The 22,926-nt window shown below is 67.2% G+C and carries 30 protein-coding genes and 3 pseudogenes; 23 read left to right on the forward strand and 10 right to left on the reverse strand.

The window, feature by feature from the left end:
- The first annotated feature begins 30 nt into the window (after positions 1-30).
- The 4 genes from BLTE_RS04920 (at position 31) to BLTE_RS04935 (ending at position 2,464) form a co-directional block, all read left to right on the forward strand.
- Positions 31-300: a hypothetical protein gene (locus BLTE_RS04920; protein WP_126398148.1), complete on the forward strand. Its 270-nt coding sequence runs from the start codon at positions 31-33 to the stop codon at positions 298-300.
- Between the two features lie 245 nt (positions 301-545).
- On the forward strand, positions 546-1,175 hold the full coding sequence (locus tag BLTE_RS04925; protein ID WP_197723269.1) for a hypothetical protein: 630 nt from the start codon (positions 546-548) through the stop codon (positions 1,173-1,175).
- A 97-nt stretch (positions 1,176-1,272) separates the two neighbouring features.
- Positions 1,273-2,157 (forward strand): CAF17-like 4Fe-4S cluster assembly/insertion protein YgfZ, encoded by an 885-nt coding sequence (gene ygfZ / locus BLTE_RS04930; RefSeq protein ID WP_126398150.1) that lies wholly within the window; start codon positions 1,273-1,275, stop codon positions 2,155-2,157.
- 22 nt (positions 2,158-2,179) lie between these two features.
- Positions 2,180-2,464: a GIY-YIG nuclease family protein gene (locus BLTE_RS04935; protein WP_126398152.1), complete on the forward strand. Its 285-nt coding sequence runs from the start codon at positions 2,180-2,182 to the stop codon at positions 2,462-2,464.
- Positions 2,465-2,667: 203 nt separating this feature from the next.
- Here BLTE_RS04935 and BLTE_RS04940 read toward each other — a convergent pair whose 3' ends face one another.
- Entirely contained in the window at positions 2,668-3,423 is a 756-nt protein-coding gene (locus BLTE_RS04940) for an SDR family NAD(P)-dependent oxidoreductase (protein ID WP_126398154.1), read from the reverse strand.
- Between the two features lie 56 nt (positions 3,424-3,479).
- A complete protein-coding gene (gene pdxH / locus BLTE_RS04945) occupies positions 3,480-4,100 on the reverse strand; it encodes a pyridoxamine 5'-phosphate oxidase (protein ID WP_126398156.1) in 621 nt (206 codons plus the stop codon).
- 135 nt (positions 4,101-4,235) lie between these two features.
- On the opposite strand from pdxH, the gene BLTE_RS04950 reads away from it, so the two are divergent.
- The 6 genes from BLTE_RS04950 to BLTE_RS04975 all read left to right on the forward strand — a co-directional run bounded on the left by BLTE_RS04950 (position 4,236) and on the right by BLTE_RS04975 (position 8,283).
- Positions 4,236-4,652, forward strand: a complete 417-nt coding sequence (locus BLTE_RS04950; RefSeq protein WP_126398158.1) for an RT0821/Lpp0805 family surface protein — start codon at positions 4,236-4,238, stop codon at positions 4,650-4,652.
- A 152-nt stretch (positions 4,653-4,804) separates the two neighbouring features.
- Complete coding sequence (locus tag BLTE_RS04955) at positions 4,805-5,803, forward strand: DnaJ C-terminal domain-containing protein (RefSeq protein WP_126398160.1); 999 nt, start codon at positions 4,805-4,807, stop codon at positions 5,801-5,803.
- Positions 5,804-6,049: 246 nt separating this feature from the next.
- Complete coding sequence (gene fabI / locus BLTE_RS04960; RefSeq protein ID WP_174769514.1) at positions 6,050-6,868, forward strand: enoyl-ACP reductase FabI; 819 nt, start codon at positions 6,050-6,052, stop codon at positions 6,866-6,868.
- A 49-nt stretch (positions 6,869-6,917) separates the two neighbouring features.
- The gene (locus BLTE_RS04965; RefSeq protein WP_244600185.1) at positions 6,918-7,517 is read left to right on the forward strand and encodes a histidine phosphatase family protein; all 600 of its coding nucleotides are present in this window, start codon (positions 6,918-6,920) and stop codon (positions 7,515-7,517) included.
- A 179-nt stretch (positions 7,518-7,696) separates the two neighbouring features.
- On the forward strand, positions 7,697-7,975 hold the full coding sequence (locus BLTE_RS04970; RefSeq protein WP_126398162.1) for a type II toxin-antitoxin system RelE/ParE family toxin: 279 nt from the start codon (positions 7,697-7,699) through the stop codon (positions 7,973-7,975).
- Positions 7,975-8,283 carry a HigA family addiction module antitoxin gene (locus BLTE_RS04975; RefSeq protein ID WP_126398164.1) on the forward strand — a complete coding sequence of 103 codons (309 nt, stop codon included), beginning with the start codon at positions 7,975-7,977 and terminating at the stop codon, positions 8,281-8,283. Before BLTE_RS04970 ends, BLTE_RS04975 begins: the two co-directional genes overlap by 1 nt.
- Before the next feature lie 42 nt (positions 8,284-8,325).
- On the opposite strand, the gene BLTE_RS04980 is transcribed toward BLTE_RS04975, so the two are convergent.
- From BLTE_RS04980 to BLTE_RS04990, 3 genes are all read right to left on the reverse strand, one after another.
- Positions 8,326-8,916, reverse strand: a complete 591-nt coding sequence (locus tag BLTE_RS04980; protein WP_126398165.1) for a L,D-transpeptidase — start codon at positions 8,914-8,916, stop codon at positions 8,326-8,328.
- A gap of 387 nt (positions 8,917-9,303) precedes the next feature.
- Positions 9,304-9,603 carry a hypothetical protein gene (locus tag BLTE_RS04985; protein WP_126398167.1) on the reverse strand — a complete coding sequence of 100 codons (300 nt, stop codon included), beginning with the start codon at positions 9,601-9,603 and terminating at the stop codon, positions 9,304-9,306.
- A 33-nt stretch (positions 9,604-9,636) separates the two neighbouring features.
- On the reverse strand, positions 9,637-9,885 hold the full coding sequence (locus tag BLTE_RS04990) for a BrnA antitoxin family protein (RefSeq protein WP_126398169.1): 249 nt from the start codon (positions 9,883-9,885) through the stop codon (positions 9,637-9,639).
- Between the two features lie 642 nt (positions 9,886-10,527).
- Here BLTE_RS04990 and BLTE_RS04995 point away from each other — a divergent pair.
- From BLTE_RS04995 to BLTE_RS05015, 5 genes are all read left to right on the forward strand, one after another.
- Complete coding sequence (locus BLTE_RS04995; RefSeq protein WP_126398171.1) at positions 10,528-10,944, forward strand: DUF2177 family protein; 417 nt, start codon at positions 10,528-10,530, stop codon at positions 10,942-10,944.
- Positions 10,945-11,348: 404 nt separating this feature from the next.
- Entirely contained in the window at positions 11,349-12,086 is a 738-nt protein-coding gene (locus BLTE_RS05000; RefSeq protein WP_126398174.1) for a LuxR family transcriptional regulator, read from the forward strand.
- Between the two features lie 110 nt (positions 12,087-12,196).
- Complete coding sequence (locus tag BLTE_RS05005) at positions 12,197-12,853, forward strand: acyl-homoserine-lactone synthase (RefSeq protein ID WP_126398176.1); 657 nt, start codon at positions 12,197-12,199, stop codon at positions 12,851-12,853.
- Positions 12,854-12,990: 137 nt separating this feature from the next.
- On the forward strand, positions 12,991-13,191 hold the full coding sequence (locus tag BLTE_RS05010) for a hypothetical protein (protein WP_126398178.1): 201 nt from the start codon (positions 12,991-12,993) through the stop codon (positions 13,189-13,191).
- Between the two features lie 849 nt (positions 13,192-14,040).
- Entirely contained in the window at positions 14,041-14,457 is a 417-nt protein-coding gene (locus BLTE_RS05015) for an HU family DNA-binding protein (protein WP_126398180.1), read from the forward strand.
- Between the two features lie 325 nt (positions 14,458-14,782).
- Here the strand turns inward: BLTE_RS05015 and BLTE_RS05020 are convergent.
- A pseudogene (locus tag BLTE_RS05020) lies at positions 14,783-14,965 on the reverse strand (transposase); the annotation flags it as partial.
- A 252-nt stretch (positions 14,966-15,217) separates the two neighbouring features.
- Between BLTE_RS05020 and moaA the strand changes: the two are divergent.
- Together moaA and mobA are read left to right on the forward strand one after the other, a co-directional pair.
- A complete protein-coding gene (moaA, locus tag BLTE_RS05025; RefSeq protein ID WP_126398182.1) occupies positions 15,218-16,267 on the forward strand; it encodes a GTP 3',8-cyclase MoaA in 1,050 nt (349 codons plus the stop codon).
- An 83-nt stretch (positions 16,268-16,350) separates the two neighbouring features.
- Positions 16,351-16,977, forward strand: a pseudogene (gene mobA / locus BLTE_RS05030) (molybdenum cofactor guanylyltransferase MobA); the annotation flags it as partial.
- Here the strand turns inward: mobA and arsB are convergent.
- From arsB to BLTE_RS18730, 4 genes and pseudogenes are all read right to left on the reverse strand, one after another.
- Entirely contained in the window at positions 16,878-18,005 is a 1,128-nt protein-coding gene (gene arsB / locus BLTE_RS05035) for an ACR3 family arsenite efflux transporter (RefSeq protein ID WP_244600120.1), read from the reverse strand. The pseudogene mobA and the gene arsB sit on opposite strands and share 100 nt — an antisense overlap.
- An 11-nt stretch (positions 18,006-18,016) precedes the next feature.
- The gene (arsC, locus tag BLTE_RS05040) at positions 18,017-18,442 is read right to left on the reverse strand and encodes an arsenate reductase (glutaredoxin) (protein ID WP_126398184.1); all 426 of its coding nucleotides are present in this window, start codon (positions 18,440-18,442) and stop codon (positions 18,017-18,019) included.
- Entirely contained in the window at positions 18,442-18,969 is a 528-nt protein-coding gene (locus tag BLTE_RS18415) for an arsenate reductase ArsC (RefSeq protein WP_244600187.1), read from the reverse strand. The genes arsC and BLTE_RS18415 overlap by 1 nt, the downstream gene beginning before the upstream one ends.
- 237 nt (positions 18,970-19,206) lie before the next feature.
- Positions 19,207-19,332: pseudogene (locus tag BLTE_RS18730) on the reverse strand (transcriptional regulator); the annotation flags it as partial.
- A 217-nt stretch (positions 19,333-19,549) separates the two neighbouring features.
- On the opposite strand from BLTE_RS18730, the gene BLTE_RS05050 reads away from it, so the two are divergent.
- The 6 genes from BLTE_RS05050 to BLTE_RS05075 are packed head-to-tail and all read left to right on the forward strand — an operon-like array spanning position 19,550 to position 22,905.
- On the forward strand, positions 19,550-19,846 hold the full coding sequence (locus BLTE_RS05050) for an ArsR/SmtB family transcription factor (protein ID WP_126398188.1): 297 nt from the start codon (positions 19,550-19,552) through the stop codon (positions 19,844-19,846).
- The gene (locus tag BLTE_RS05055) at positions 19,843-20,928 is read left to right on the forward strand and encodes a permease (protein WP_126398190.1); all 1,086 of its coding nucleotides are present in this window, start codon (positions 19,843-19,845) and stop codon (positions 20,926-20,928) included. The genes BLTE_RS05050 and BLTE_RS05055 overlap by 4 nt, the downstream gene beginning before the upstream one ends.
- 15 nt (positions 20,929-20,943) lie before the next feature.
- Positions 20,944-21,177, forward strand: coding sequence for a thioredoxin family protein (locus BLTE_RS05060; RefSeq protein WP_126398192.1), 234 nt, complete (start codon positions 20,944-20,946; stop codon positions 21,175-21,177).
- Between the two features lie 44 nt (positions 21,178-21,221).
- Positions 21,222-21,764, forward strand: coding sequence for a disulfide bond formation protein B (locus tag BLTE_RS05065; protein ID WP_160140527.1), 543 nt, complete (start codon positions 21,222-21,224; stop codon positions 21,762-21,764).
- Positions 21,761-22,219 carry a TlpA family protein disulfide reductase gene (locus BLTE_RS05070; protein WP_160140528.1) on the forward strand — a complete coding sequence of 153 codons (459 nt, stop codon included), beginning with the start codon at positions 21,761-21,763 and terminating at the stop codon, positions 22,217-22,219. The genes BLTE_RS05065 and BLTE_RS05070 overlap by 4 nt, the downstream gene beginning before the upstream one ends.
- Entirely contained in the window at positions 22,216-22,905 is a 690-nt protein-coding gene (locus BLTE_RS05075) for a cytochrome c biogenesis CcdA family protein (protein WP_126398198.1), read from the forward strand. Before BLTE_RS05070 ends, BLTE_RS05075 begins: the two co-directional genes overlap by 4 nt.
- Positions 22,906-22,926: the final 21 nt, after the last annotated feature.

Consider the following 22,926-nt stretch of genomic DNA (forward strand, 5'->3'; position numbering starts at 1 on the left):
TGCCCGAGGGGGCTGCGGAGAAGTTCTGTCGTGTCCGAACGTCCTGAAAGCGTATCCCATGCGGCTGAGGCCGTCGCCGATGCCGAGCAACGCCGGGCGGCACTTAACTATCTTGGCGAGGCATGGGACGAGGCGACGCTGGACGGGCTCGATCCCGATTGCCTCGCCCAGGCCGCGATCTTCCTGGCGTTCCAGGAACTTGTCGCGGTCTATGGCGAGCAGCCCGCCGCCAGTTTCGCCGAAGGCCTCGCGGCGCGGGTGCGCGCGGGCGAATACACGGTGTATCGCGTCCAGCAGTGATCGGGCCGGCCGCTCAGGCCGGCGCGTCAGTGTCCGCCCGTTTGCCTTGTTGTCCGGTCGGGTATGGCGTTGGGGCGTGAGGATTCGCGCACGAATGCCTCGCTGGCGCCACGCCGGTGCGCTAACCAGCGCGCATGATCCGAGTCTGCACCGCCTCCCTGATTCGCCGGTTCCGTGTGCTGTCCGTGCTGCTTGCCGCGGGCGCGGCGCTGGCGGCCGGGAGTGTTTTGCCGCAGAGTTTGGCCTTGGCCCAGAACAAGGTGCGCACCGAGACCATCCAGGTTACGCCTCAGGTTACGGCGCCCGGTAACGCTGCGGCGCCCTCCGGCGGCAGCGGGGCGCGGTCGCAGGCGCCGGCCGGCGGCGCTCACGCAGTACGGCCGGGCGATGCCAAGGGCGGCGAGTCCGCCCCGCCGGAAGTGATCACCGATCTGTCCCGCCTGCCCGAGCCGGTGGCGCGCATGCGGGCGCGCATCCTGGAGGCGGCGAGGAGCGGCAGCCTGGAGAAGCTGGCCACGGTGATGCAGTCGAACGAGCTGATGCCGATCTTCACCTTCGGCAACGACCGCGATCCCATCGCCCTGTGGCAGGCGTCCTTTCCCGATTCGAAGGGGGTGGAGGTGCTCGGCATCCTGCTCGACGTGATGGAGGCGCCCTTCGTCCATGTCGACCAGGGCACGCCGCAGGAAATGTTCATCTGGCCGTATTTCGCGCGCTATCCGATCCGCAATCTCGACCCCGAGCAGCTGGTCGAGCTGTTCCGCATTGTCACCGGCTCGGACTATCGCGACATGGTGGAGTTCGGCGCCTACGCCTTCTATCGCGTCGGCATCGCGCCGGACGGGGTGTGGCACTTCTTCGTTGCCGGCGAGTAGGGGTTGCCGGCGAGTAGCGCGCGGCCCGCGGGACGGCATTGCGGTCCTGCGAAAAAATGCAATAAAACAACAGCTTGAAGCCCGATGGGAGGAGCCGATGTTCGCCACCATCCTCACCAACCGTGCCGTGGTCGCCGTCGGCGGCGACGAGGCGCGCAGCTTTCTCGACCGGCTCCTGACCAACAGCCTTGCGGGGGTGTCGCCGCAGCGGGCCTGCCACGCGGCGCTGCTGACGCCGCAGGGCAAGATGGTGGCCGAGGCGTTCATCACCGAGATTGCGGCCGAGGAGGGCGGCGGCTTCCTGCTCGATGTCGCGCGCTCGCAGGTCGACGAACTCGTCGCCAAGCTCGGCTTCTACCGGCTGCGGGCCAAGGTGACGATCGCCGAGGTCGGCGGCGAGGCGGTGGTGGCGGCGCTGTGGGGCGAGGGGGCGCCGGGCACGCTGGCGCATGCGGTTGCCGACCCGCGCCTGCCGGCGCTCGGCTTCCGGGCGGTGATCGACCGCGAGGGCGCCGAGGATGCGCTTATCGCGGCCGGCGCCACGCTGGCGGACGAGCGCGCCTATCACCTCCACCGCATCGCGCTCGGGGTTCCCGAGCCGGGCCTCGATTACGTGCTGAGCGAGACCTTTCCGCACGAGGCGGACATGGACCAGCTCGCCGGCATCGACTTCAGGAAGGGCTGCTTCATCGGCCAGGAGGTGGTGTCGCGCATGCAGCACCGCGGCACGGCGCGCACCCGGGTTGTGCCGGTGGTGGCGACCGATGGCGGCTTTCTCCCCGAGGCCGGCCTGCCGGTGCTGGCGGGCGACAAGACGGTCGGCACCATGGGCTCGGCGGTGGAGGGGCGGGGACTGGCGCTGCTGCGGCTCGACCGTGTTACCGACGCGCTCACCGCCAACCTGCCGCTGGTCTGCGGCGGCGTGCACCTGAAGCCGGTCAAGCCGGACTGGGCGACCTTCGCATTTCCCGGGGAGGGGTGAGCACAGGACGAGGTGCGTTCGGATGGCGGGCTGGGTCTATATCCTCTCCAACCGTCCGAACGGCACGCTCTATGTCGGCGTGACCGGCGACCTGATCCGTCGGGTCTGGCAGCACAAGACGCATGTCGTTGCGAGCTTCACAGCTCGTTATGACCTGCACCGGCTGGTCTATTTCGAGGAGTTCGCCACGCTGCCGGACGCGATCCAGCGCGAGAAGAACATCAAGCATTGGCCCAGGGCCTGGAAGGTTCGCCTGATCCACGCCGTGAACCCGGACTGGGACGATTTGTACGAATCTCTGATCTGATTGAATTCAGAAAATGGAAGTCGTGGATGGCCGGGACAAGCCCGGCCATGACGAGGCCAGATGTTGGCGATTGGGTATTTCAGACGTTCGAGTATTTCAGGAAAAGGAACGCTGTTGCAATATCGTCATGGCCGGGCTTGTCCCGGCCATCCACGACTTAAACGCAGGCCAACGAGAGGGCAGTCTGGCTTGCCGAATCCAAACTATACGTGCTGGCCGCCATTGATCATGATCTCGGCGCCGTTCACGTAGGACGACCATTCGGTGCACAGCACATAGATGATCTTGGCCACTTCGTCGGGCGTGCCGAGCCGCTGCATCGGGATCTGCTCCTCGACGATCTTCTCGGTGCCGGGCGACAGGATCGAGGTGTCGATCTCGCCCGGCGCGATGGCGTTGACGCGCACGCCGAGCGGGCCGAAATCGGCGGCCATCTCGCGGGTCAGTGCCGCGAGCGCGGCCTTGGAGGTGGCGTAGGCCGCGCCGGCAAAGGGGTGGACGCGCGAGCCGGCGATCGAGGTGACGTTGACCACCGCGCCCTGGCCGGCCTTCAGCTCCTCGACGAGGCCGCGCGCCAGCATGATCGGCGCGAAGAAGTTCACCTGGAACACGCCCCGCCACATGTCGAGCGCCGAGTCCATGGTGCCGAGCCGCGCGCCGCCCGCGCCCTTGGGCGAGATCGCGGCATTGTTGACCAGCGCGTGCAGCTCGCCGGCCGGCAGGCGGGCGCGGATCTCGTCGATCGCCCGCTGGGTGTCGTCGGGATCGCCGAGATCGACCTGGATGTGGTCCTCCGGCCCCATCGCCCACGGGCACTCCTCCGGGAAGGGGTGGCGCGAGCAGGTGATGACGCGCCAGCCGGCGGCGCCGAAGCGCTTCACCGTGGCGTGGCCGATACCCCGCGAGGCGCCGGTGAGCAGGAGCGTGCGGCCCGGCTGGTTGGACTGGGAGAAACTCATCGGACGCTCCGGCAGGCTGGCGATCGGGCAGGATCACGCAGCGGCAATATCAAATACTAGGGATAGAGACGGCTCTTCTGCCAGCTTCCATCGGCCAGCCGGCGGAACTGGAGGCGATCGTGAAGGCGGAAGGGCCGATCATGCCAGAATTCTATCGACACCGGCAGGATTCGATAGCCGGTCCAGTGCGGCGGACGCGGCACCTCGCCGATGGCGTAGCGGGCGGTGTAGGCGGCCACCGACTTCTCCAGCGCCAGCCGGCTCTCCAGCGGCCGCGACTGCGCCGACGCCCAGGCGCCGATGCGCGAGCCGCGCGGGCGCGAGGCGAAATAGGCGTCGGCCTCGGCGTCGCTCACCCGCTCCACCGGCCCGCGCACGCGCACCTGCCGGTGCAGGCTCTTCCAGTGGAACACCACGGCGGCCTTGGGCTGGCCTTCCAGCTCGCGGCCCTTCTGGCTCTCGGTGTTGGTGTAGAATACGAAGCCGCGGTCATCGACGCCCTTCAGCAGCACCATGCGCACATTGGGCAGACCGTCGGCATCGACGGTGGCCAGCGCCATGGCGGTGGGGTCGTTCGGCTCGCTCGCTTCCGCATCGGTAAGCCACGCCTGGAACAGGCGAAACGGCTCTTCGGCCCCGGTGAAATCACCAGTCGTTAACCAGGATGGCGTTTCCATTTGCACCGGTCTCGCGTGTGCGGAGTGAAGCGATTCGTGGTTGCCAGCGGTGCGTACGAGCCGGCGCGGCTTTATAGTCGAGCGCGGCGGGATGAGAAAACCGCGCGTTCATGCCGGCGCCTCGGCGCCGCCGCGATGGCTGTGGGACTCGGGCTGCTGCTGTCCGGCTGCGCGGCCATTTCCATTCCGATGGGCGGGCTGTTCGGCGACGACAAGGACGAGGCGACCGTCACCGGCTCGGTGAAGGCGCCGCCGGCGGTGACGCCGGTGCCCGACATGGACTGGCGGGCCGCTCGCGGCGCGCTGAGCCAGGCGATGAGCCGCACCGACGCCGGCGCGTCCGTGATGTGGGACAACCCGGTCACCGGCGCGCGCGGCAGCATCACGCCGTTGTCGGCCGCGGTGGCCTCGGCGACGGGAAAGACCTGCCGGACCTTCCTGCTGTCGCGTGTGTTCGGCGACAATGAGACATGGCACCAGGGCGAGGCCTGCCTAAACGGCAAGCATGGCTGGAAGGTGCAGGCGGTGCGACCGCTGGCCGTCAAGACCTGAACGACGCACGTCGCAGCGGGATGCCGCAGCCGGGCGCAAACCGTTGTATCCTGGCGCATCAGTCCCCACCTTCAGGGTGAGCGAGGCGGAGCCTCGGCGGGCCTGAACGGACGCCGGGAGCTTCGGCAATTGATCGCGGGAGAAGACAAAGGATGCGCGACCCTTACGACGTGCTCGGCGTCGGCCGCAAGGCGACGCACGACGAGCTGAAGAAAGCGTATCGCAAGCTCGCCAAGAAGCTGCACCCGGACGCCAACAAGAGCGACCCCAACGCGTCGACCAAGTTCGCCGAACTCAACAGCGCCTACGAGATCCTCGGCGACGAGACCAAGCGCAAGCAGTTCGACCGCGGCGAGATCGACGCCGAAGGCAAGCCGCGGTTCCACGGCTTCGAGGGCGCTTATCCCGGTGCCGGCGGACGCGGCCAGGGCGGGTTCAACGCCGGGTTCGGCGGCGGGCCGGGCGCCGGCTTCGAGTCGTTCACCTTCGGCCCCGACGGATTCCGCCGCGCCGGCCGCGGCGCCGGGCCGGGTGGGATGGAAGACATACTGGGCGATATCTTCGGCGCCTTCGGCGGACGCGGCGGGCCGCAGGGTGGCCCCCAGGGCGGCTTCCAGGGCGGCTTCGGACAGGCCACCGGCCGCGGCGACGACGTCACCGCCTCGGTGACGGTGACCATGGCGGAGGCGGCCAAGGGCGCCAAGACGCGCGTCTCGCTGCCGACCGGCAAGGAGGTCGAGGTGACGATCCCGGCCGGCATCACCTCCGGCCAGACGGTGCGGCTGCGCGGCCTCGGCCACCCCAGCCCGGTGCGCCAGGGCCAGCCCGGCGACGCGCTGGTGACGGTCGAGGTGGCGCCTCACCCGACGCTGAAGCCCGACGGCGCCGATCTGCGCGCCGAGGCGGCGGTGCCGCTCGCCGATGCGGTGCTGGGCGGCAAGGTGCGGGTCGACACGCTGGACGGCGCGGTGGAGCTGACCGTGCCGCCGATGAGTTCGAGCGGCCGGACGCTGCGGCTGCGCGGCCGCGGCCTGCCCAAGCCCGCGGGCGGCGCCGGCGACCTGTTGGTGACGCTCAAGATCACGCTGCCCGATGCCGCCGATCCGGAGCTCGACGCCCTGATGCGCAAGTGGCGCGCGCAGGCGCAGTGATTGCGGTTTCCGGGGGGGATCACGTCGTGATACCCGGAAACACACTCGCCAAAAATCCTTGTTCGACAATGGGATCTTTGGCGACCGGAATACGGATCTCCGGCCCACAGGGCCGGAATCCGTATCGGCGATCGAAGGCGCCTGCGGACGAAAGTCTATCCACTGCCGGTGAGCTGCCTGCTCGATCGCGGCTTGCTGCCGCCCGAGCGGCCGTGCCATAGGGAGGCGGTTACGGCGGAGGCTGACATGAGTGGTGGTTCGGGCGTGATGAAGGGCCGGCGCGGCCTCGTGATGGGGGTCGCCAACAACCGGTCGATCGCCTGGGGCATTGCCAAATCCTGCCACGAGCAGGGGGCGGAACTCGCGTTCACTTATCAGGGCGAGGCGCTGGAGAAGCGGGTGCGGCCGCTGGCGGCCGAACTCGGCGCGGCCGTGGTCGGCCATTGCGACGTCACCGATCCGGCGACCATCGATCAGGTGTTCGAGGAGGTGAAGCGGGTGTGGGGCGGGCTCGATTTCCTGGTCCACTGCATCGCGTTCTCGGACAAGGACGAGCTGACGGGCCGCTACATCGAGACCTCGGCCGACAATTTCTCCAAGTCGTTGTTCATCAGCTGCTATTCCTTCACCGCCATCGCCCAGCGGGCGGAGAAGCTGATGCAGCCCGGCGGCGCCATGCTGACGCTGACCTATTACGGCGCCGAGAAGTGGATGCCGCATTACAACGTGATGGGCGTGGCCAAGGCGGCGCTGGAGGCCTCGGTGCGCTACCTCGCCGCCGATCTCGGCCCCAACGGCATCCGCGTCAACGCGGTTTCGGCCGGGCCGATCAAGACGCTCGCTGCCTCCGGCATCGGCGACTTCCGCTATATCCTGAAGTGGAACGAGCTGAACTCGCCGCTGCGCCGCACCGTCACCATCGAGGAGGTCGGCGACGTTGGGATGTATCTGGTGTCGGACTTGTCGCGCGGCGTCACCGGCGAAATCCATCATGTCGATGCCGGCTACCATGTCGTCGGCATGAAGAACCCCGACGCGCCGGACCTGACCCTGGCCAAGGACTGATCTGGCCAAGGATTGATCTGGACAAGGGCTGGCGCGGCCCTTGGCCTGCGTGACCAGCCCCTCGCGGACGATGCTCTATTTGATCCGCCACGGCGAAACCGACTGGAACCGCGAAGGCCGGCTGCAGGGGCGGCGCGACATTCCGCTCAATCCCACCGGACGCCGGCAGGCCGCCGAATCGGCGCGCCGGCTTGCGGATGTGGTGCCGCCGGCCACGCTCGCGTCCGTCGCGTTCGTCGCCAGCCCGCTGGTGCGGGCGCGCGAGACCATGGAGCTTCTGCGCGCAACGCTCGGCCTGACGCCGGAAGGCTATGCGGTGGATGCGCGACTCGCCGAGCTGTCGTTCGGGCGCTGGGAGGGGCTGACTTGGCCCGAGATCCGCGCCGCCGATCCCGCCCGCGCCGCCGCCCGCGACCGCAGCACCTGGACCCACACGCCGCCCGGCGGCGAGAGCTATGTCGACCTCGCCGAGCGTCTGGAGCGCTGGTGCGAGACGCTCAGCGGCGACGCCGTGGTGGTGAGCCATGGCGGGGTGACGCGGGCGCTGCTGGTGCTGTTCGGCAGCATGAGCGCGAGCGAGGCGTGCCGGTTCAACGTGCCGCAGAATCGGGTCTGCGTGGTCGGCGAGGGCTGGGCCGAGTGGCGGTGAGGGGAGTGTAAGCTCTCATACGGTTTCCGGTTGATCCCTTCAGGATACCGGAAACGATCTCGCCGAAAAATCCTTGATCCGGAGGGGATTTTTCGGCGATCGGAATACGGTTCTCCGGCCTGATCGGCCGGAAACCGTATCACTTGACGCATGTAAGGCATCGCCTTACGCTGCCGAACATGATCCGCTCATTCCGGAGCAAGGGGCTGGAGCGGTTTGCCGCGACCGGCGACGTCTCCAAGTTGAGCGTGCAGAATCCGGCACGGCTTCGGCGCATTCTCCTGGCGCTGGATGCGGCGAACCGGCCGGAGCAACTGAATATCCCCGGTCTGCGCTTTCATGCCCTCAAGGGCGGGGAGAAGGGCCGCTACGCGCTCGATGCCAGCGGCAACTGGCGCATCACATTCGGCTGGGACGGCGAGGACGCGATCGACGTCGATCTGGAGGACTACCACTGATGACAGCGAAGCTGACGGCTGGTCTGCCGCCCATGCATCCCGGCGAGCTGCTGCGGGAGGATGTCATTCCGGCGCTGGCGATCCCGAAGGCGGAGATCGCCCGTCTGCTCGGCATTTCGCGCCAGAGCCTCTACGACATTCTCGCCGAGAGGCAGCCGGTGACGCCGGGCATGGCGCTGCGGCTGGGCAAGCTGTGCGGCAACGGCCCCGAATTGTGGCTGTCGCTGCAGCGGACCTACGACCTCGACGTCGCCCGCAGGGAGCTTGGCGCCGAGATCGAGAAGATCCCGACGCTGCCGGCGGCGTAAGGACGGCAATGGCGCTGCCTCCCCCCTCGGCAATCCGGCGCCTCAGCGCCGGACGACCACGGTGGTGCCGACGCGCACGCGATTGTAGAGGTCGATCACGTCGTCATTGGTCATGCGGATGCAGCCCGAGGACACCGCCTGGCCGATCGTCTCCGGCTCGTTGGAGCCATGGATGCGGTAGAGCGAGGAGCCGAGATACATCGCCCGCGCGCCCAGCGGATTGTCGGGGCCGCCCGGCATGTAGCGCGGCAGGTCGGGCCGGCGCTTCAGCATCTGCGACGGCGGGCGCCAGTCCGGCCATTCCGCCTTGCGCGAGATCGTCTTGACGCCCGACCACTGGAAGCCTTCGCGCCCGACGCCGATGCCGTACCTCAGCGCGGTGCCGCCGTCCTGCACCAGATAGAGGCGGCGCTCGGAGGTGTCGATGATCACCGTGCCCGGCTTGTAGGGACCGTCATAGCGCACCGTCTGGCGCGGAATCGGCGAGGCGTTGAACGACTCGTAGCCGATGCCGCCGCCCCGCCGCTCATAGGAGTAGGTGTGCGGATAACGTTCGTCATAGGTGGCGCTGGCCGTCGTCGGCCCGGCGACGGCCACGACGGCGGCGACAAACGCAAGCAGCTTCGAGCGCATGGCGATCCTTTTCGGTCTTGCCGGTTCGGTTATGCCGGTCGGTCTTGCCGGTTCGGCTCTGCAACCAAATATTGCATCAGGACAAGCTGAGATTTGCAGCGTCGCGGACGACGGTCCGCGACGAACAACTCTGCAGCCTTAAGGTATACAAATGATGTGCGGGCCTGGACGGCAATGCCGCGCGCCCGTCTGCGGGATGAACGCCACAAATCGCTGCGTTCTTCAACCCCCGGAGCCCTGCACGGGGGCATTCCTGCCCCGGCGTGCGATGGCGGTCTGGCGTGGCTCCGTTCGGATCGCCGCCGCCGAGATGCTGCCTGCGCCTGAAACACCCTGAGAGATCAGGGCTCGAAGCGGTCAGGGCCTTATGCGGTCAGGGCCTTGTGGTCAGGGCTTGCGGCCCAGCGCCTCCTGGTCCTTCAGCCAGTCCGACAGGCTCGAGGACGACTTCGACGCCTTGCCGGACTTGGCGGTCGTGCGCTTGGCGCCCTTGGTGGCGGCGGCGGTGGTGCCGGCTGTGCGGACCCGGACGGGCTTCGAATCGGCGGCCGGCTCGGCCGCGGCGCGCGCCAGCCGCAGCGCCTTCAGCCGCTCGGTCTTCTCGCGCAGGGTGCGGGCGTCGAGTTCGTACTGCATGAGTCCGGGTTTGCCCGCTCCGTCGCGATTGCTCTTGTTGTCATCGGCCATGTTTGGTCTCCGGTGTGGGCACGTTCGTGAAGGCTATTTGCCCGCGGCTTTTCGCAGGGCGGCGTTGATACGGTCCTGCCAGCCGGGGCCGCCGGCGCGGAAATGGTCGAGCACCGCCTGATCGAGGCGGAGCGACACCTGCTCCTTGGCCTCCGGCAGCGGCGCGGTGCGGACGATCGCGCGCGGCTCGGCGGCTGCAGGCGACTTGTTGGTGATGGCCTTGAAGGCCGCCTCGGCCGCGCTGCGGGCGTCGAGGGGGCGTCGTGTTCTGCTGCCGTTCATCGGGCCTCCGGGATTGTGCGCTTTCGAGCCTTCAGCGGCCCGCAATCCGGGCCGGAAGCTCCAAACTCCTGATTTGTCACGTTTTCTATCGCAAAACCGGTTTCCACTTTTGCGGAAAACGCGCCAAGGGGGCAACGTGCAAAGGGCTGCCCGGGCGGCACGGCCGGATGTCCGTCGCGGACATCTTCGCCGGGTGCCTCCGAGCGTGGAACAGATCCGTTGTCGCGGCCCGTGCAGCCGGCTGCGCGGGCCTGCAGGCACACGCACCGGGCCGTTCCGCACGGTGCCCCACCCACAACGGCTGAGAACGTCGCGCTGCGGCAGGCCACCAAACGAATCCGCTGCGGACAACAGCCCGATCCGCCGCTCAGCGCAAGGCCACATTACGCCGCGATTCCGCGCCGGTCGAGCCTTGCCGCGCGGCCATCCGGCGATGCGGTAAAGATGGGTGGCGCTGTCCCAGCCACGTCCGTGCCCGCACCGGTGACGAGGCCGAGACCGCCACGGCTCAAGGCCGATACAGTGTCGATGCCGTCGCCGGCCATCGCCACCATCCGGCCGCCGGCAATCCGTGCGGGTGGCGCGGGAACGGCCGGCGGCTTCCGCCGTTACGGTTCTGCCGGTCGGGCAGGGGAGGGTGGCATGACCATCAAGCAGGCGGTGGTTCTCTATGGCTGCACGTTCGCGGTGATGCTGTCGCTCGATCTTCTGTGGCTCGGGCTGGTGGCGCGCGGCTTCTACCAGTCGCAGCTCGGGCCGCTGCTGCTCGACCGGCCGGCTTTGCTGCCGGCCGCGGCCTTCTACCTGCTCTATGCCGCCGGCATCGTCATCTTCGCGCTGGCGCCGGCCGTCGCCGACGGCCGGGCTTCCACCGCCTTGGTCTATGGCGCGCTGCTCGGTCTCATCGCCTACGCCACCTACGACCTCACCAATCTGGCGACGCTGCGCGGCTTTCCGCCGGCGGTTGCGGTGGTGGATATCGCCTGGGGCACGGCGGTGAGCGCGGCGAGCGCCTGGGCGGGCTTCAACCTCGCCCGCCAGTTCGGTGCGGTCGATTGAGACGGTGGCGGGGACGCCGGGTTGGGACCACCGCGCTTCGCACCAGAAGATTGCAGCGTCAGCGTAGACGAATAACCAAGGGTTGCGGTATCTTCTGCCAGGAGATTCGCTTGGCAGTGGCTATGACGAGTCGTCTTGGGAAAGACTTTCATATGTGCCGGGCAAGCCATATCCTCATTCCTCAAGGTCAATTCGCGATGATCAATGTCAAGCTCGCGCTGTGATCAGTCCGTGATCTTGATGATTGACTTTGAATGTTCCGGCGCTGACGCTGCATCCATGTCCATTGAAGCTTGGCGTCCCAAACCCGTTGGTCAGCGTCCCAAATGCTATGCGAGGGCGATGCCCGAATGGCGCGCAGCCGGTGGCCCGCTTAATAATCCCGTCACAATTGGGGGAGCTCGATGACGTCCGTCGTTGATCATGCCCGGCTGGCGTTTACTGCGGTCGAGCGCCTGGAACAGGTGTCCGGGCCGCGCGATCTGATCGAGACCTTCCGGTCGTGCCTGGATCCGTTCGGCTTCAGCGTGGTGCTGATCACCGGGCTGCCCGATCCGCCCGCCGACCCGACGCCGTTCTTCCTCATCAACAGCTGGCCGTCCGGCTGGCACGAACGCTACATCGACAAGGACTTCTACCGCGACGATCCGGTGGCCGAGGCCGGCCGCACGCACATCGATCCGTTCGCCTGGAGCGAGGCGCCGGTTGATCTGGAGCGTCAGCCGCGAGCGCGGCAAGTGATGTCGGAGGCCGCAAGCGTCGGCATGCGGGATGGCTTCGTCGTGCCGATCGTTACCAGCCGAAGCGTGCAGGCCTGTGTCTCGGTGGCCGGCGACATACCGGAATTGAGCCCGGACGTGCGGCGGATGATCCATCTTGTCGGCATGTACGCGCATGCCCGCGCGATGCGTCTGCACGCCAGCCAGAAGTCGTTGGCGAGGCGGCTTCTCAGTGATCGTGAGCGTGAGGTTCTGCGCTGGACCGCCGCCGGCAAGACGGCTTGGGAAACCTCCTGCATCCTCGGCATTTCCGAACGGACCGTAACCTATCATGTTACGACAACCGCGCGGCGGCTGGAGGCGGTTTCGCGCACTCATGCTGTGGCACGGGCTATTGCGCTGGGCGAAATTTCGATCGGCTGACAATTCAAGCGACCAATAGCTGAAGCATTTTCGAGAGTCGCCTGTAATTTCTTACAGGCGACAAAGTACGTGCACGGCGCTACGCTAATCGAAATTGGTGGAGTGCTGTGATGATCCATGTCATTACTAGCCGAAATAGGCATCTTTACGAAAAGGAACTGACGGAACATTTTCGTGTCCGCTACGATATTTATGTACGTGACCGGCGGTGGCTGGCTTTGGACCGACCTGTGCCGTTGGAGATCGATCAATTCGACACGCTTGACGCGATCTATCTTCTTTCGATCGACAAGGGAAAACTGCTTGGCGGATCGCGCCTCATTCCATCGACACGGCCGCACCTGCTGAGCGAGGTGTTCCCCTATCTGGCGCCGCGTGGCGTTCCGCGACGCCCCGACGTGTTCGAATGGACGCGCATTTTTGTCGCCAAGGACTGTCGCGGCCGCGAAACCGGGAGCGACAGTGCGGCCGGCGGCCGGGCGCTGGGCGAGGTGCTGTGCGGAATATTCGAGTTCGCGCTTGAGGAGGGAATTTCGGCGATCAGCGCGGTGGGCGAGATGTGGTGGACCCCACGCTTTCTCGAAATGGGGTGGAAAGTCCAGCCGTTGGGACTGCCGACGCGCATCGAAGGCGAATGGTGCAACGCCTTCCTGTTCACGGTCGATGACGAGGTGCTGGCCAATACGCGGCAGTGTTTCGGGATCGAAGGGTCGGTGCTGACGCGGCGTGGTCCGCAACCGCCAGCAGTTCAACATCTCGATACGTAGAAGCATCTGTCGATCCTGATGGGATGGTCGAACGCTTTTCAAGCCGCGTTTTCTATGGTTTTGCCGACGCTACGCTTTGGCGCTTTCACAGTACCGGCGTCCGCTATTGCGGAAAATGCACGGGGAGGAGATTGGACATGGCGGAAGATGGGGGCGAGAGTCGCCCGCCGTTCGAGCATCTGAGCGCGATGTCGCTCGTGCAGATCCTCGAATATCTGGAGGAGGAGGCGCGCCGCGTGAGCAGCGTCGCCGGCTATTGCCTCTCCATGGCCCGGCTCGAGCTCGAACAGAGCCACGCGCACCGGCCGAACGGCGAGGCACGGAAGAGTCTCAACTGACGCCGGCAATGCCGCCTCGACGTGCCGAGGATGAGGAGACCTCGGCCTTTGGGATGCCGGGGGGCGAGGCCGGGCATTCACCCTCCGACTGACCGTCCCCGTTGCGGCACGGGCCGGTCAGCGACCTTCAGATCGGCGGCCGCGCCTGCCGGCCGGAGCGAGCGCATCCGTGCCGCTAGTGGTCCGACCCTGACATTTGCATCCGCAAATGTCAGGGCAGGTCGGTCCACAAACTATTGATTCTGTAGATGAAATTTTTCCGACGCGTGGGTGCCAAGCGTCGGATTTCATTCGCTGGAAGAGCGTCCGCGCTGCCGGCCTGCGCGATGCCATCGATCCCGATGACGCCCTGGCGATGCGCGCAGGCGATGGGCGGGTCCAAGGATGCGCCGGAGCGGAAACGGCGCCGGGTCCGCGAGCGGGCGAACATCCTCCACCGGCACGCGCCAGGGGGCTCCGACTCGGCGAACGGCCCATGAAACCGGCCCAGGAATCCGGTCCATGAATCCGGCCCATGAATCCTTGGCCGCAAATCCTCGCCCATGAATCCTTGCCCATGAATCCTTGCCCATGAGCTGTGGTGCAAGCGTTCTTGCGCATGAATCGTTGGGTTTTTCGCGACGATGCAGGGCTCATGTGTTGCGCTTTTGTCAAAGCGCCGATAGCACCGACGCGCGTTCGATTCGATATTCGGGCGCTTGTTGCGGTTTTCGGCTGATCAAGCTGGGAACCGTAGTCCGAACGCCGAAGATCCCGCTACTGAACAAGGGGGGCTCGGCGAGATCGTTTCCGGTGTTCCGCAGGGATCATTCGGAAACCGTTTGATGCCTCGGTCAAGGGAGAGCTTCGGTGGCAAAGGCGAAGACGACGAAGCCGGCGGCGGCGCGCAAGACCAGCAAGCCGGCGGCGAAGAGCACGCGGGCCAAGCCGGAGGCCGCGTCCATTCGTCCGGTCAAGGAGGCCATGACGAAGGCGGCGCTGATCAATTTCCTCGCGGAACAGAACGAACTGCCGCGCAAGACCGCCGCAGCCGTCTACGCCACGTTGGAGAGCGTTATGCTCGGCTCGCTTCACCCCAAGGGCGTGGGCGAGTTCACCTTGCCGGGCCTCTTCAAGGTGACCCTCCGCAAGGTGCCGGCCCGCCGGGCGGGAACGCTGGTCCGCAACCCGGCCACCGGCGAAATGATCAAGGGCGCGGCGAAGCCGGCGAGCGTGCGCGTGAAGATCCGGGCGCTGTCCAAGCTCAAGTCCGCCGCCACGCCTTGAGGCGTGCGGCGACGGTCCGCGCCGGGACGTGCCTGGGTCCGTCGGATGTGAAGATGGCCGGGGGCCGCAGGCCCCGGCCGGTCCGGGGTCGTGTCCCCGTTGATGGTGTAGGTCGGCGGTGGTGCGGAGCCGCCCGCGAGCGCGCCCTTCATGGCGCCGAAGCGGGCGGGCGGCGTGGCGGTCACCGGTGACGTCCTCCGGTAGGATCGGGTTGCAACACCAACCTGGACCTGAGGACCCACCGATGACCGACGAGATGGCGAACCTTCGCGCGCTCGTGGAGAAGACCCCCGACGCCGATGTGCTGCGCGAGATGATCGGCTTTGCCGTCAGGACCGAACACCCCGGCAGCCCCTTGAAGAAGGTGAGCCTTCCAGGCCGTGATCTGGTTGGGGGGGACGTCGAACGCTTGAGCCAACTCGGCGAGCGTCTTCTCGCCCTTGATGGCGGCCAGCGCCACTTTCGCCTTGAAAGCCGGGGTGTGGTTCCGGCGCGGTCGTCTCGGCATCGTCTCTCCTGTTCGCCAAGCCAGCTTGGCTGTTCACAGGCGAAAATGCCACCTATCGGACCTGTTCAGATTGTCTGGACCACCTCTCTTGCTCGTCTGATCTTGTTGGCGAAGCGTTTGGTGCGGCGACAGTCGGGCTCATTTTCCTCAGTTGACCCGACGCCGGCTCACCGCAGGTTTCGCTTGTTTCTATCCTCCGAGATGAAGATGATCCCCAGCAGCCGGCGTTAGATCGGTACGGGAGGAACACGCATGCGGCTCGACCACCCCCCTGAGGTGGGGAGCGGTTCCATACGATCGGCATCGCCACAGATGGTCGATCCGTTCGGACGACATATCCAGTATTTGCGCGTCTCGGTGACCGACCGCTGCGACGTCCGCTGCGTCTACTGCATGAGCGAGACCATGAGTTTCCTGCCCAAGCGAGACCTGCTCTCGCTGGAGGAACTCGACCGGCTATGCAGCGCGTTCGTCGGCCGGGGGGGGCGGCGGCTGCGGCTGACCGGCGGTGAGCCCTTGGTGCGGCGCGGTATCATGACTCTGGTGCGCGCACTGTCGCGCCATCTTGAAAGCGGCGCGCTTGGTGAGTTGACGCTCACCACCAACGGCTCGCTGTTGACCAAATTCGCCGCCGACCTCGCGGACTGCGGCGTCCGGCGCATCAACGTCTCGCTCGACTCCCGCAATCCCGACACGTTCAAGGCGATCACCCGCTGGGGCGACGTCGACGCGGTGCTGGGCGGCATCAAGGCTGCAAGGGCCGCCGGGCTGGCGGTGAAGGTCAATACGGTGGCGCTGAAGGGGGTCAACGAGGACGAGATCCCCGAATTGCTCCGCTGGGCACACGGCGAGGGCATGGACCTCTCTTTGATCGAGGTGATGCCGCTCGGCGAAGTGGGAGATCTCAGGCTCGACCAATTCTTGCCGCTGTCAGTCGTTCGCGACCGGCTCGCTGAGCATTTCACCCTCACGGACATCGACTACAAGACCGCTGGCCCGGCGCGCTATGTGCGGGTTGCCGAGACCGGCGGGCGGCTCGGCTTCATCACGCCGATGACCCATAATTTCTGCGAAAGCTGCAATCGCATGCGGCTCACCTGCACCGGCACGCTGTACATGTGCCTCGGCCGCGAGGACGCAGCGGACCTGCGCACGCCGCTGCGCGCCTCGGGCAACGACGAGGCTCTTCACCGCGCCATTGACGCGGCAATCGCAGGAAAGCCGAGGGGCCATGATTTTGTCATCGACCGGCGGCACGTCCGGCCGGCGGTGGAGCGACACATGAGCATAACCGGCGGCTGAACAAGGGGGCCGCCGAAGGACGGGTTGCGCATGGTTCGAAACGCTCGCCGCAGCGCACACATCGATGTCGCGGATTGTCATTGATGATGTCCGCGCGGAACCGCGTCGATCATCCCGCGACTCTTGGCCTTGTGCTCGCGGGCGGCCTCGCGCGCCGCATGGGGGGCGGCGACAAGGCGTTGATCCGGGTCGGCGGGGTGCCGCTGCTGGACCGCGTGGTCGCGGTGTTGCGGCCGGCCTGCACAGCGCTCGTGATCAATGCCAATGGCGATCCGGTACGTTTTGGTGCCGCGCTGCCGGTCGTCCCTGACAGCGTGCCGGGCTTTGCGGGCCCGCTCGCCGGTGTGCTCGCCGGCCTCGATTGGGCCGCGGCCAATACACCCGACATCGATTGGGTGGCGAGCGTGCCGGCCGACTGCCCGTTCCTGCCGGCCGATCTTGTCGTCCGCCTGCACGCCGCCCGCGCCGCGGCCGACGCCGACCTCGCCGTTGCCGCCTCAGGCGGGCGAAGCCATCCGGTGATCGGGCTGTGGCCGGTGCGGCTGCGTGACGGACTGCGCCAGGCCTTGACGAGCGAAGGCGAGCGCAAGGTCGGGCGCTTCGTGGCACGTTATCGCACGGTGTCGGTCGAATGGTCGGCCGAGCCGGTCGACCCCTTCTTCAACGTCAACGCGCCGGACGATGTCGCCGAGGCCGCGCGCGTTCTTGCCTGCGCGCCGCCCGCCTCGTACCAGCCCTGAGAGCGGTTGACGATCCACACCACCGACAGCATCACCGGCACCTCGATCAGCACGCCGACGACGGTGGCAAGCGCCGCGCCCGACTGGAACCCGAACAGCGAGATCGCCGCCGCCACCGCCAGCTCGAAGAAGTTGGAGGCGCCGATCAGCGCCGAGGGGCCGGCGACGCAATGCGCCTCGCCAAGGGCGCGGTTGAGCAGATAGGCAAGGCCCGAATTGAAATAGACCTGGATCAGGATCGGCACCGCGAGCAGCGCGATGATGAGCGGCTGCGCCAGAATCTGCTCGCCCTGGAAGCCGAACAGCAGCACCAGCGTGGCCAGCAGCGCGACCAGCGAGAGCGGCTGCAGGCGGGCGAGCATGCGCTGCAGCGCCGCCTCGCCGCCTTGCGCCAGCAGCCGTCGGCGCAGCAGCTGCGCGGCGATCACCGGCACCACGATGTAGAGCACCACCGACAGCACCAGCGTGTCCCACGGCACGGTGATGGCGGAGAGCCCGAGCAAAAGCCCGACGATCGGCGCAAACGCGAACACCATGATGGTGTCGTTGAGCGCGACCTGGCTCAGCGTGAAGTGCGGCTCGCCACGGGTGAGGTTCGACCACACGAACACCATGGCGGTGCAGGGCGCCGCCGCGAGGATGATCAGGCCGGCGATGTAGCTGTCGATCTGCTCGGCCGGCAGATAGGGCCGGAACAGATAGCCGATGAACAGCCAGCCGAGCGCGGCCATCGAGAACGGCTTGACCGCCCAGTTGATGAACAGGGTGACGCCGATGCCGCGCCAGTGCTCCTTCACCTGGCCGAGCGCGGCGAAGTCGATCTTGACCAGCATCGGGATGATCATCAGCCAGATCAGCGCTGCCACCGGCAGATTGACCTTGGCGATCTCGGCCGCGCCGATGACCTGGAACACGCCCGGCATCACATGCCCGAGGGCGATGCCCACCACGATGCAAAGGGCGACCCAGACGGAGAGATAGCGTTCGAACGTGGACATCGCCAAATCCTTCAAGCTGTCGCGACGCGGCGCCCGGCGGCGTCGACAACCAGTTCGCCGTCTTCCTTGCGGAACGCGCCGCGCTGCGGCGGCAGGAGGTCGAGCACCGCTTCCGACGGGCGGCACAGGCGCACCCCTTTCGGGGTCACCACCAGCGGCCGGTTGATCAGGATCGGATGCGCCATCATGGCGTCGAGAAGCTGGTCGTCCGTCAAAGCAGGGTCGCCGAGGCCGAGGTCGCGATACGGCGTGCCCTTCTCGCGCAGCAGGTCACGCACCGAGAGCCCCGCTTGGGCGATCATCTGCACCAGCAGCGCGCGGGTCGGCGGGCACTTCAGGTATTCGATCACGTGCGGCTCGACGCCGGCGTTGCGGATCAGTCCGAGCGTGTTGCGCGAGGTGCCGCAGTCCGGGTTGTGGTAGATGATCACGTCCATCAGGTGAGCTCCGCCTTGCGGCCCGTCGCGCCCTCCATGCGCCCGATGTCGCGCAGGCGATTGCCGAGCGCCAGCCGGTCGAGGCTGTCGAACGGCAGGGCGGTGAACACCGAGATGCGGTTCTTGAGGTAGCGCAGCGCAGTGACGAACGCGCGCTCGACCATCACATCATTGCCGGTGGCCGCCGCCGGATCCTCGATGCCCCAATGCGCGGTCATCGGCTGGCCGGGCCACACCGGGCAGGTCTCGCCGGCGGCGTTGTCGCAGACGGTGAACACGAAATCCATCACCGGCGCGTCGGGGGCGGCGAACTCGCTCCAGCTTTTCGAGCGCAGATCGTCGGTCGGATAGCCGTCCGCCGCCAGCACCTTGAGCGCGAACGGATTGACCGTGCCCTTGGGCTGGCTGCCGGCGGAAAAGGCGCGGAACCGCCCGGCGCCGTCCTTCCTCAGGATGCTCTCGGCCATGATCGAGCGGGCGGTGTTGCCGGTGCACAGGAACAGCACGTTGAAGACGCGGTCGGGCATGGGGCTTTCCTTGCGAAGCGGATGGGTGGCCGGGAAACGGCGTGGCAGCGCGGCGGATGGCGGTGAGCAGAGGTCGGCGTGGCCGCCGCAGCAATCCTCGACCAGGAAGCCGACAAGCGCGTGAAGGCGTTCGGGCCGGGCGCGGTAGACGATCGAGCGGCTGTGGCGCGCGGCGACGATGAGCTTGGCGCGGACGAGAATGGCGAGGTGGGCCGACAACGTGTTGGCCGGCACTGCCAGCCGCCGCGCCACCTCGCCGGCCGCCAGCCCGTCCGGCTCGTGCGTCATCAGCAGGCGGAACACGTCGAGCCGCGTGGTCTGGGCCAGCGCCGACAGAGCGAGCAGGGCGTCTTCGGATTCCATATTTCCACGATATACGAAATAAGGAAGTATCGTCAACTGGGAAGGGCCTGCCCTCCGAGGCCGCACGCATCTCGATGCCTGTGCTCATGTCGACTGCCGTAGCTCTGGCGTTCAAATCACTTGTCCGAGCCTCATGGTCGCGGCTCTCCTATTGCCGCTTGACCGGGCTGCGGGCCGGGTCCAGTCTATGCGCGCTGCCGCATAAACGGAATACCACATGAGTTCGCCGGTCGACCTGATGTCCGCCCTTGCCGACGCCACCCGGCTCGGCGCCCTGCGCCTGCTGTGGGACGGGCAGGAGCATTGCGTCTGCGAGCTGATGAAGGCGCTCGGCGCCACCCAGTCGCGGATGTCACGGCACATGGGCGTGCTGAAGGTCGCCGGTCTCGTGGTGGACCGCCGCGACGCGCAATGGGTGCGCTATCGCCGCAATCCGCGCCTCGACCCCCGCGTCGTTGCGGTGATCGAGGCCGTGCTGGCGCTTCCGGCCGACCAGAGGAGAGATGCGGCATGACCGAGTGCTGCTCGAAGACCGCCGCCGAATCCAACCCGGCCGAATCCAACCCCACCGCATCGCCGCGCACCGCGGCATGGCTGGCCGCAACGCTGGCCGCGCTCGTCGCCTGGGGCCTCGCCTACGCGTTTCTTCAGCCGGCGGCGGACTGGGCCACCGGCCTGCTGCCGCTGGAGCCGGGCAGCCACCTCGCCGAGGCGGTGGCCTTCTTTCTCTACGACACGCCCAAGGTGCTGATGCTGCTGGTGCTGGTGGTGTTCGCCATGGGCGTGGTGCGCAGCTTCTTCTCGGCCGAGCGCACGCGCGCTTTGCTCGCCGGCCGGCACGAGGGACTCGGCAATGTCGCGGCGGCCTGTCTCGGCATCGTCACGCCGTTCTGCTCGTGCTCGGCGGTGCCGTTGTTCATCGGCTTCGTCTCGGCCGGGGTGCCGCTCAGCGTCACCTTCTCATTCCTGATCGCGGCGCCGATGGTCAATGAGATCGCGCTCGGCCTGCTGTGGGCGCTGCTCGGCTGGCAGGTGGCGCTGGCCTATCTCGGCTTCGGCCTCCTCATCGCCATCGTCGCCGGCTGGGTGATCGGCCGGCTGCATCTGGAAGGCTGGCTGCAGGACTGGGTGCGCAATGTGCGGGCCGGCGCGGTCGAGCTCCCCGACCAGCGCCTCACCATCGTCGACCGCCTCAAGGCCGGGCTCGACGCGGTGGCCGACATTGTCGGCAAGGTGTGGAAGTGGGTGATCGCCGGCATCGCCGCCGGCGCGCTGATCCATGGCTATGTGCCCGCCGAGCTGCTCGCCTCGATCATGGGACGCGAGGCGTGGTGGTCGGTGCCGGCCGCGGTGGTGGTGGGCATCCCGATGTATTCCAACGCCGCCGGCATCATCCCGGTGGTCGAGGCGCTGCTCGGCAAGGGCGCGGCACTCGGCACCGTGCTGGCCTTCATGATGAGCGTGATCGCGCTCTCCGCGCCCGAGCTGATCATCCTGCACAAGGTGCTCACCGGCCGCCTCATCGCGGTGTTCGTCGGCGTGGTCGGGCTCGGCATCCTGGCGGTCGGCTTCCTGTTCAACGCGCTGTTCGCCTGACGAAGGAGAAGACCCATGAAGGACATCAAGGTGCTCGGCCCCGGCTGCAAGCGCTGCCAGACCACCGCCGAGATGGTGCAGGCCGAGGCCGACCGGCTCGGCGTAGCGGTTGAGATCGAGAAGGTCACCGACTATGCCGCCATCGCCGGCTATGGCATCGCCGCGACGCCCGGCATCGTCATCGACGGCAAGGTGGTGCATGCCGGCGGCCTGCCCAAGGCCGAGGACATCGCCAAGTGGCTGGCCTGACGACTGCACGCCTCTTGCGGGACAGGGCGCCGTGGGCCTGCCGCTTGTATGCCCTGTTCCGCAGGGAGCCTGCTGTTGCAGCAGCCGTCGTTATCGGGGTCGTGGCGGTGGCCGCGATCTCGGCAGCCTTTGTGTTCCAGTATGTCGTGGGGCTGGCGCCCTGCTCGCTGTGCTACACGCAGCGGATTCCACACTATCTGGCGATGCCGATCGCCCTTGCCGCCGTCGTCGCCGGCCGGCGCGGCGCCGAGCGATGGGCGCGGGGCGGCGCGTTGCTGCTGTCCCTCGTGATGGCGGGCGGAGCGGTTATCGCCAGCTACCATGCCGGGGTCGAATGGCATTGGTGGTCCGGCCCGGCCAGCTGCACCGGCGATCTCGCATCGCCGTGGTCGTCGACCGCGGATCTGATCGCTCAGCTCAATGCCGCGCCGATCGTGCCCTGCGACGAGCCGGCATGGGTCTTTCTCGGCCTGTCGATGGCCGGATGGAACGCCCTGCTGTCGGCTGGCCTGGCCATCATCGGACTGGTCGGCACCTTTCTGCAGCCGCGCGGTCGCGAACACTCTGTTGCGGAGCGTGCATCATGACGGTGAAGCAGTCATCCAAGCCAAGACTTCTGGCTGCTGCCGCCGGGGTCATCGTCCTGACCATCGCAGGCGTTGTTGCCGTCGGCATGCTGTCTGGTCGCGAGGAACCCCAGATCGCGACCGATAATGATCCTGTCGCCAGCGCGCGCCAGAACGGCAAGCCGACGGTTGTCGAGTTCGGTTCGAACGGCTGCGTGAGTTGCCGGGAGATGAAGCCGATTCTGCAGGCTCTCGCTCGCGACTACGGTGACCGACTGAACGTCGTCGATGTCGACCTGTTTTCGATCTCCGGACGGCGCTTCATCTCGAAATATCGCATTCAGATGATGCCGACGCAGGTCTTCTACGACGCGGGCGGCGTCGAGCGCAGCCGCAATCTCGGGCCGATTTCGGCCGAGCAGATTCTCCAGCGGCTTGGCGTGGCATCATCCGGCACAGGATCCGACCGGCAATGAATGAAGCGCTGACCCTTCTGACGGCCTTTGTCGCCGGGGTGCTGTCGTCTGCGACGCCCTGCGTCATCGCTGCCGTGCCCGTGACGGTCGGCTTCGTCGGCAGCCAGGCATCCTCGCAGCGCGAAGCGGTCTGGCTGTCGGCGGCCTTCGTCGGCGGCATGACGTTGAGTTTCGTTCTCCTGGGGCTGGCAGCCGCGCGTTTGGGGGTGTTCTTCGGTGCGGCGGGCGGAGTCTGGCCGGTTGTGGTCGGCGTCGCGCTGGCCGGGGCCGGGGTGTGGTTCTGGCGATCGGGCGACCGTTGCGGCGTCTCGCTTCATCCGACGCTTCAGCGGCATCTGCGGGGCTCGGGTTGGGGCGGGGCCGCGGCCCTCGGGGCGCTGACGGGAACGGTGATGACACCTTGCGCGACGCCGGCGCTGGCCGCGGCGCTCAGCCTGGCGGGGACGGGCGCGCTGCTCAGCAAGACGAGCTGGATCGGCGCCGGCATGCTGTTCGCCTACGGGATCGGGCACAGCATTCTGCTGTTTGCCGCAGGCATCGCGCCGGCTCAAATCCAAGCGGCGCTCTCCAGGCTCAACCGCGCCGAACGATGGTTGCCGGGACACCGGACGTTTGCCGGGCTCCTGATTCTTGCCGGCCTCTGGATGGCGGCGAGCGCTATTCCCGGGCTGTGGGGCGCCGAATGATGAATGATGCACGCATTCACG

The organism is Blastochloris tepida (genome assembly GCF_003966715.1).
Lineage (GTDB): Bacteria > Pseudomonadota > Alphaproteobacteria > Rhizobiales > Xanthobacteraceae > Blastochloris > Blastochloris tepida.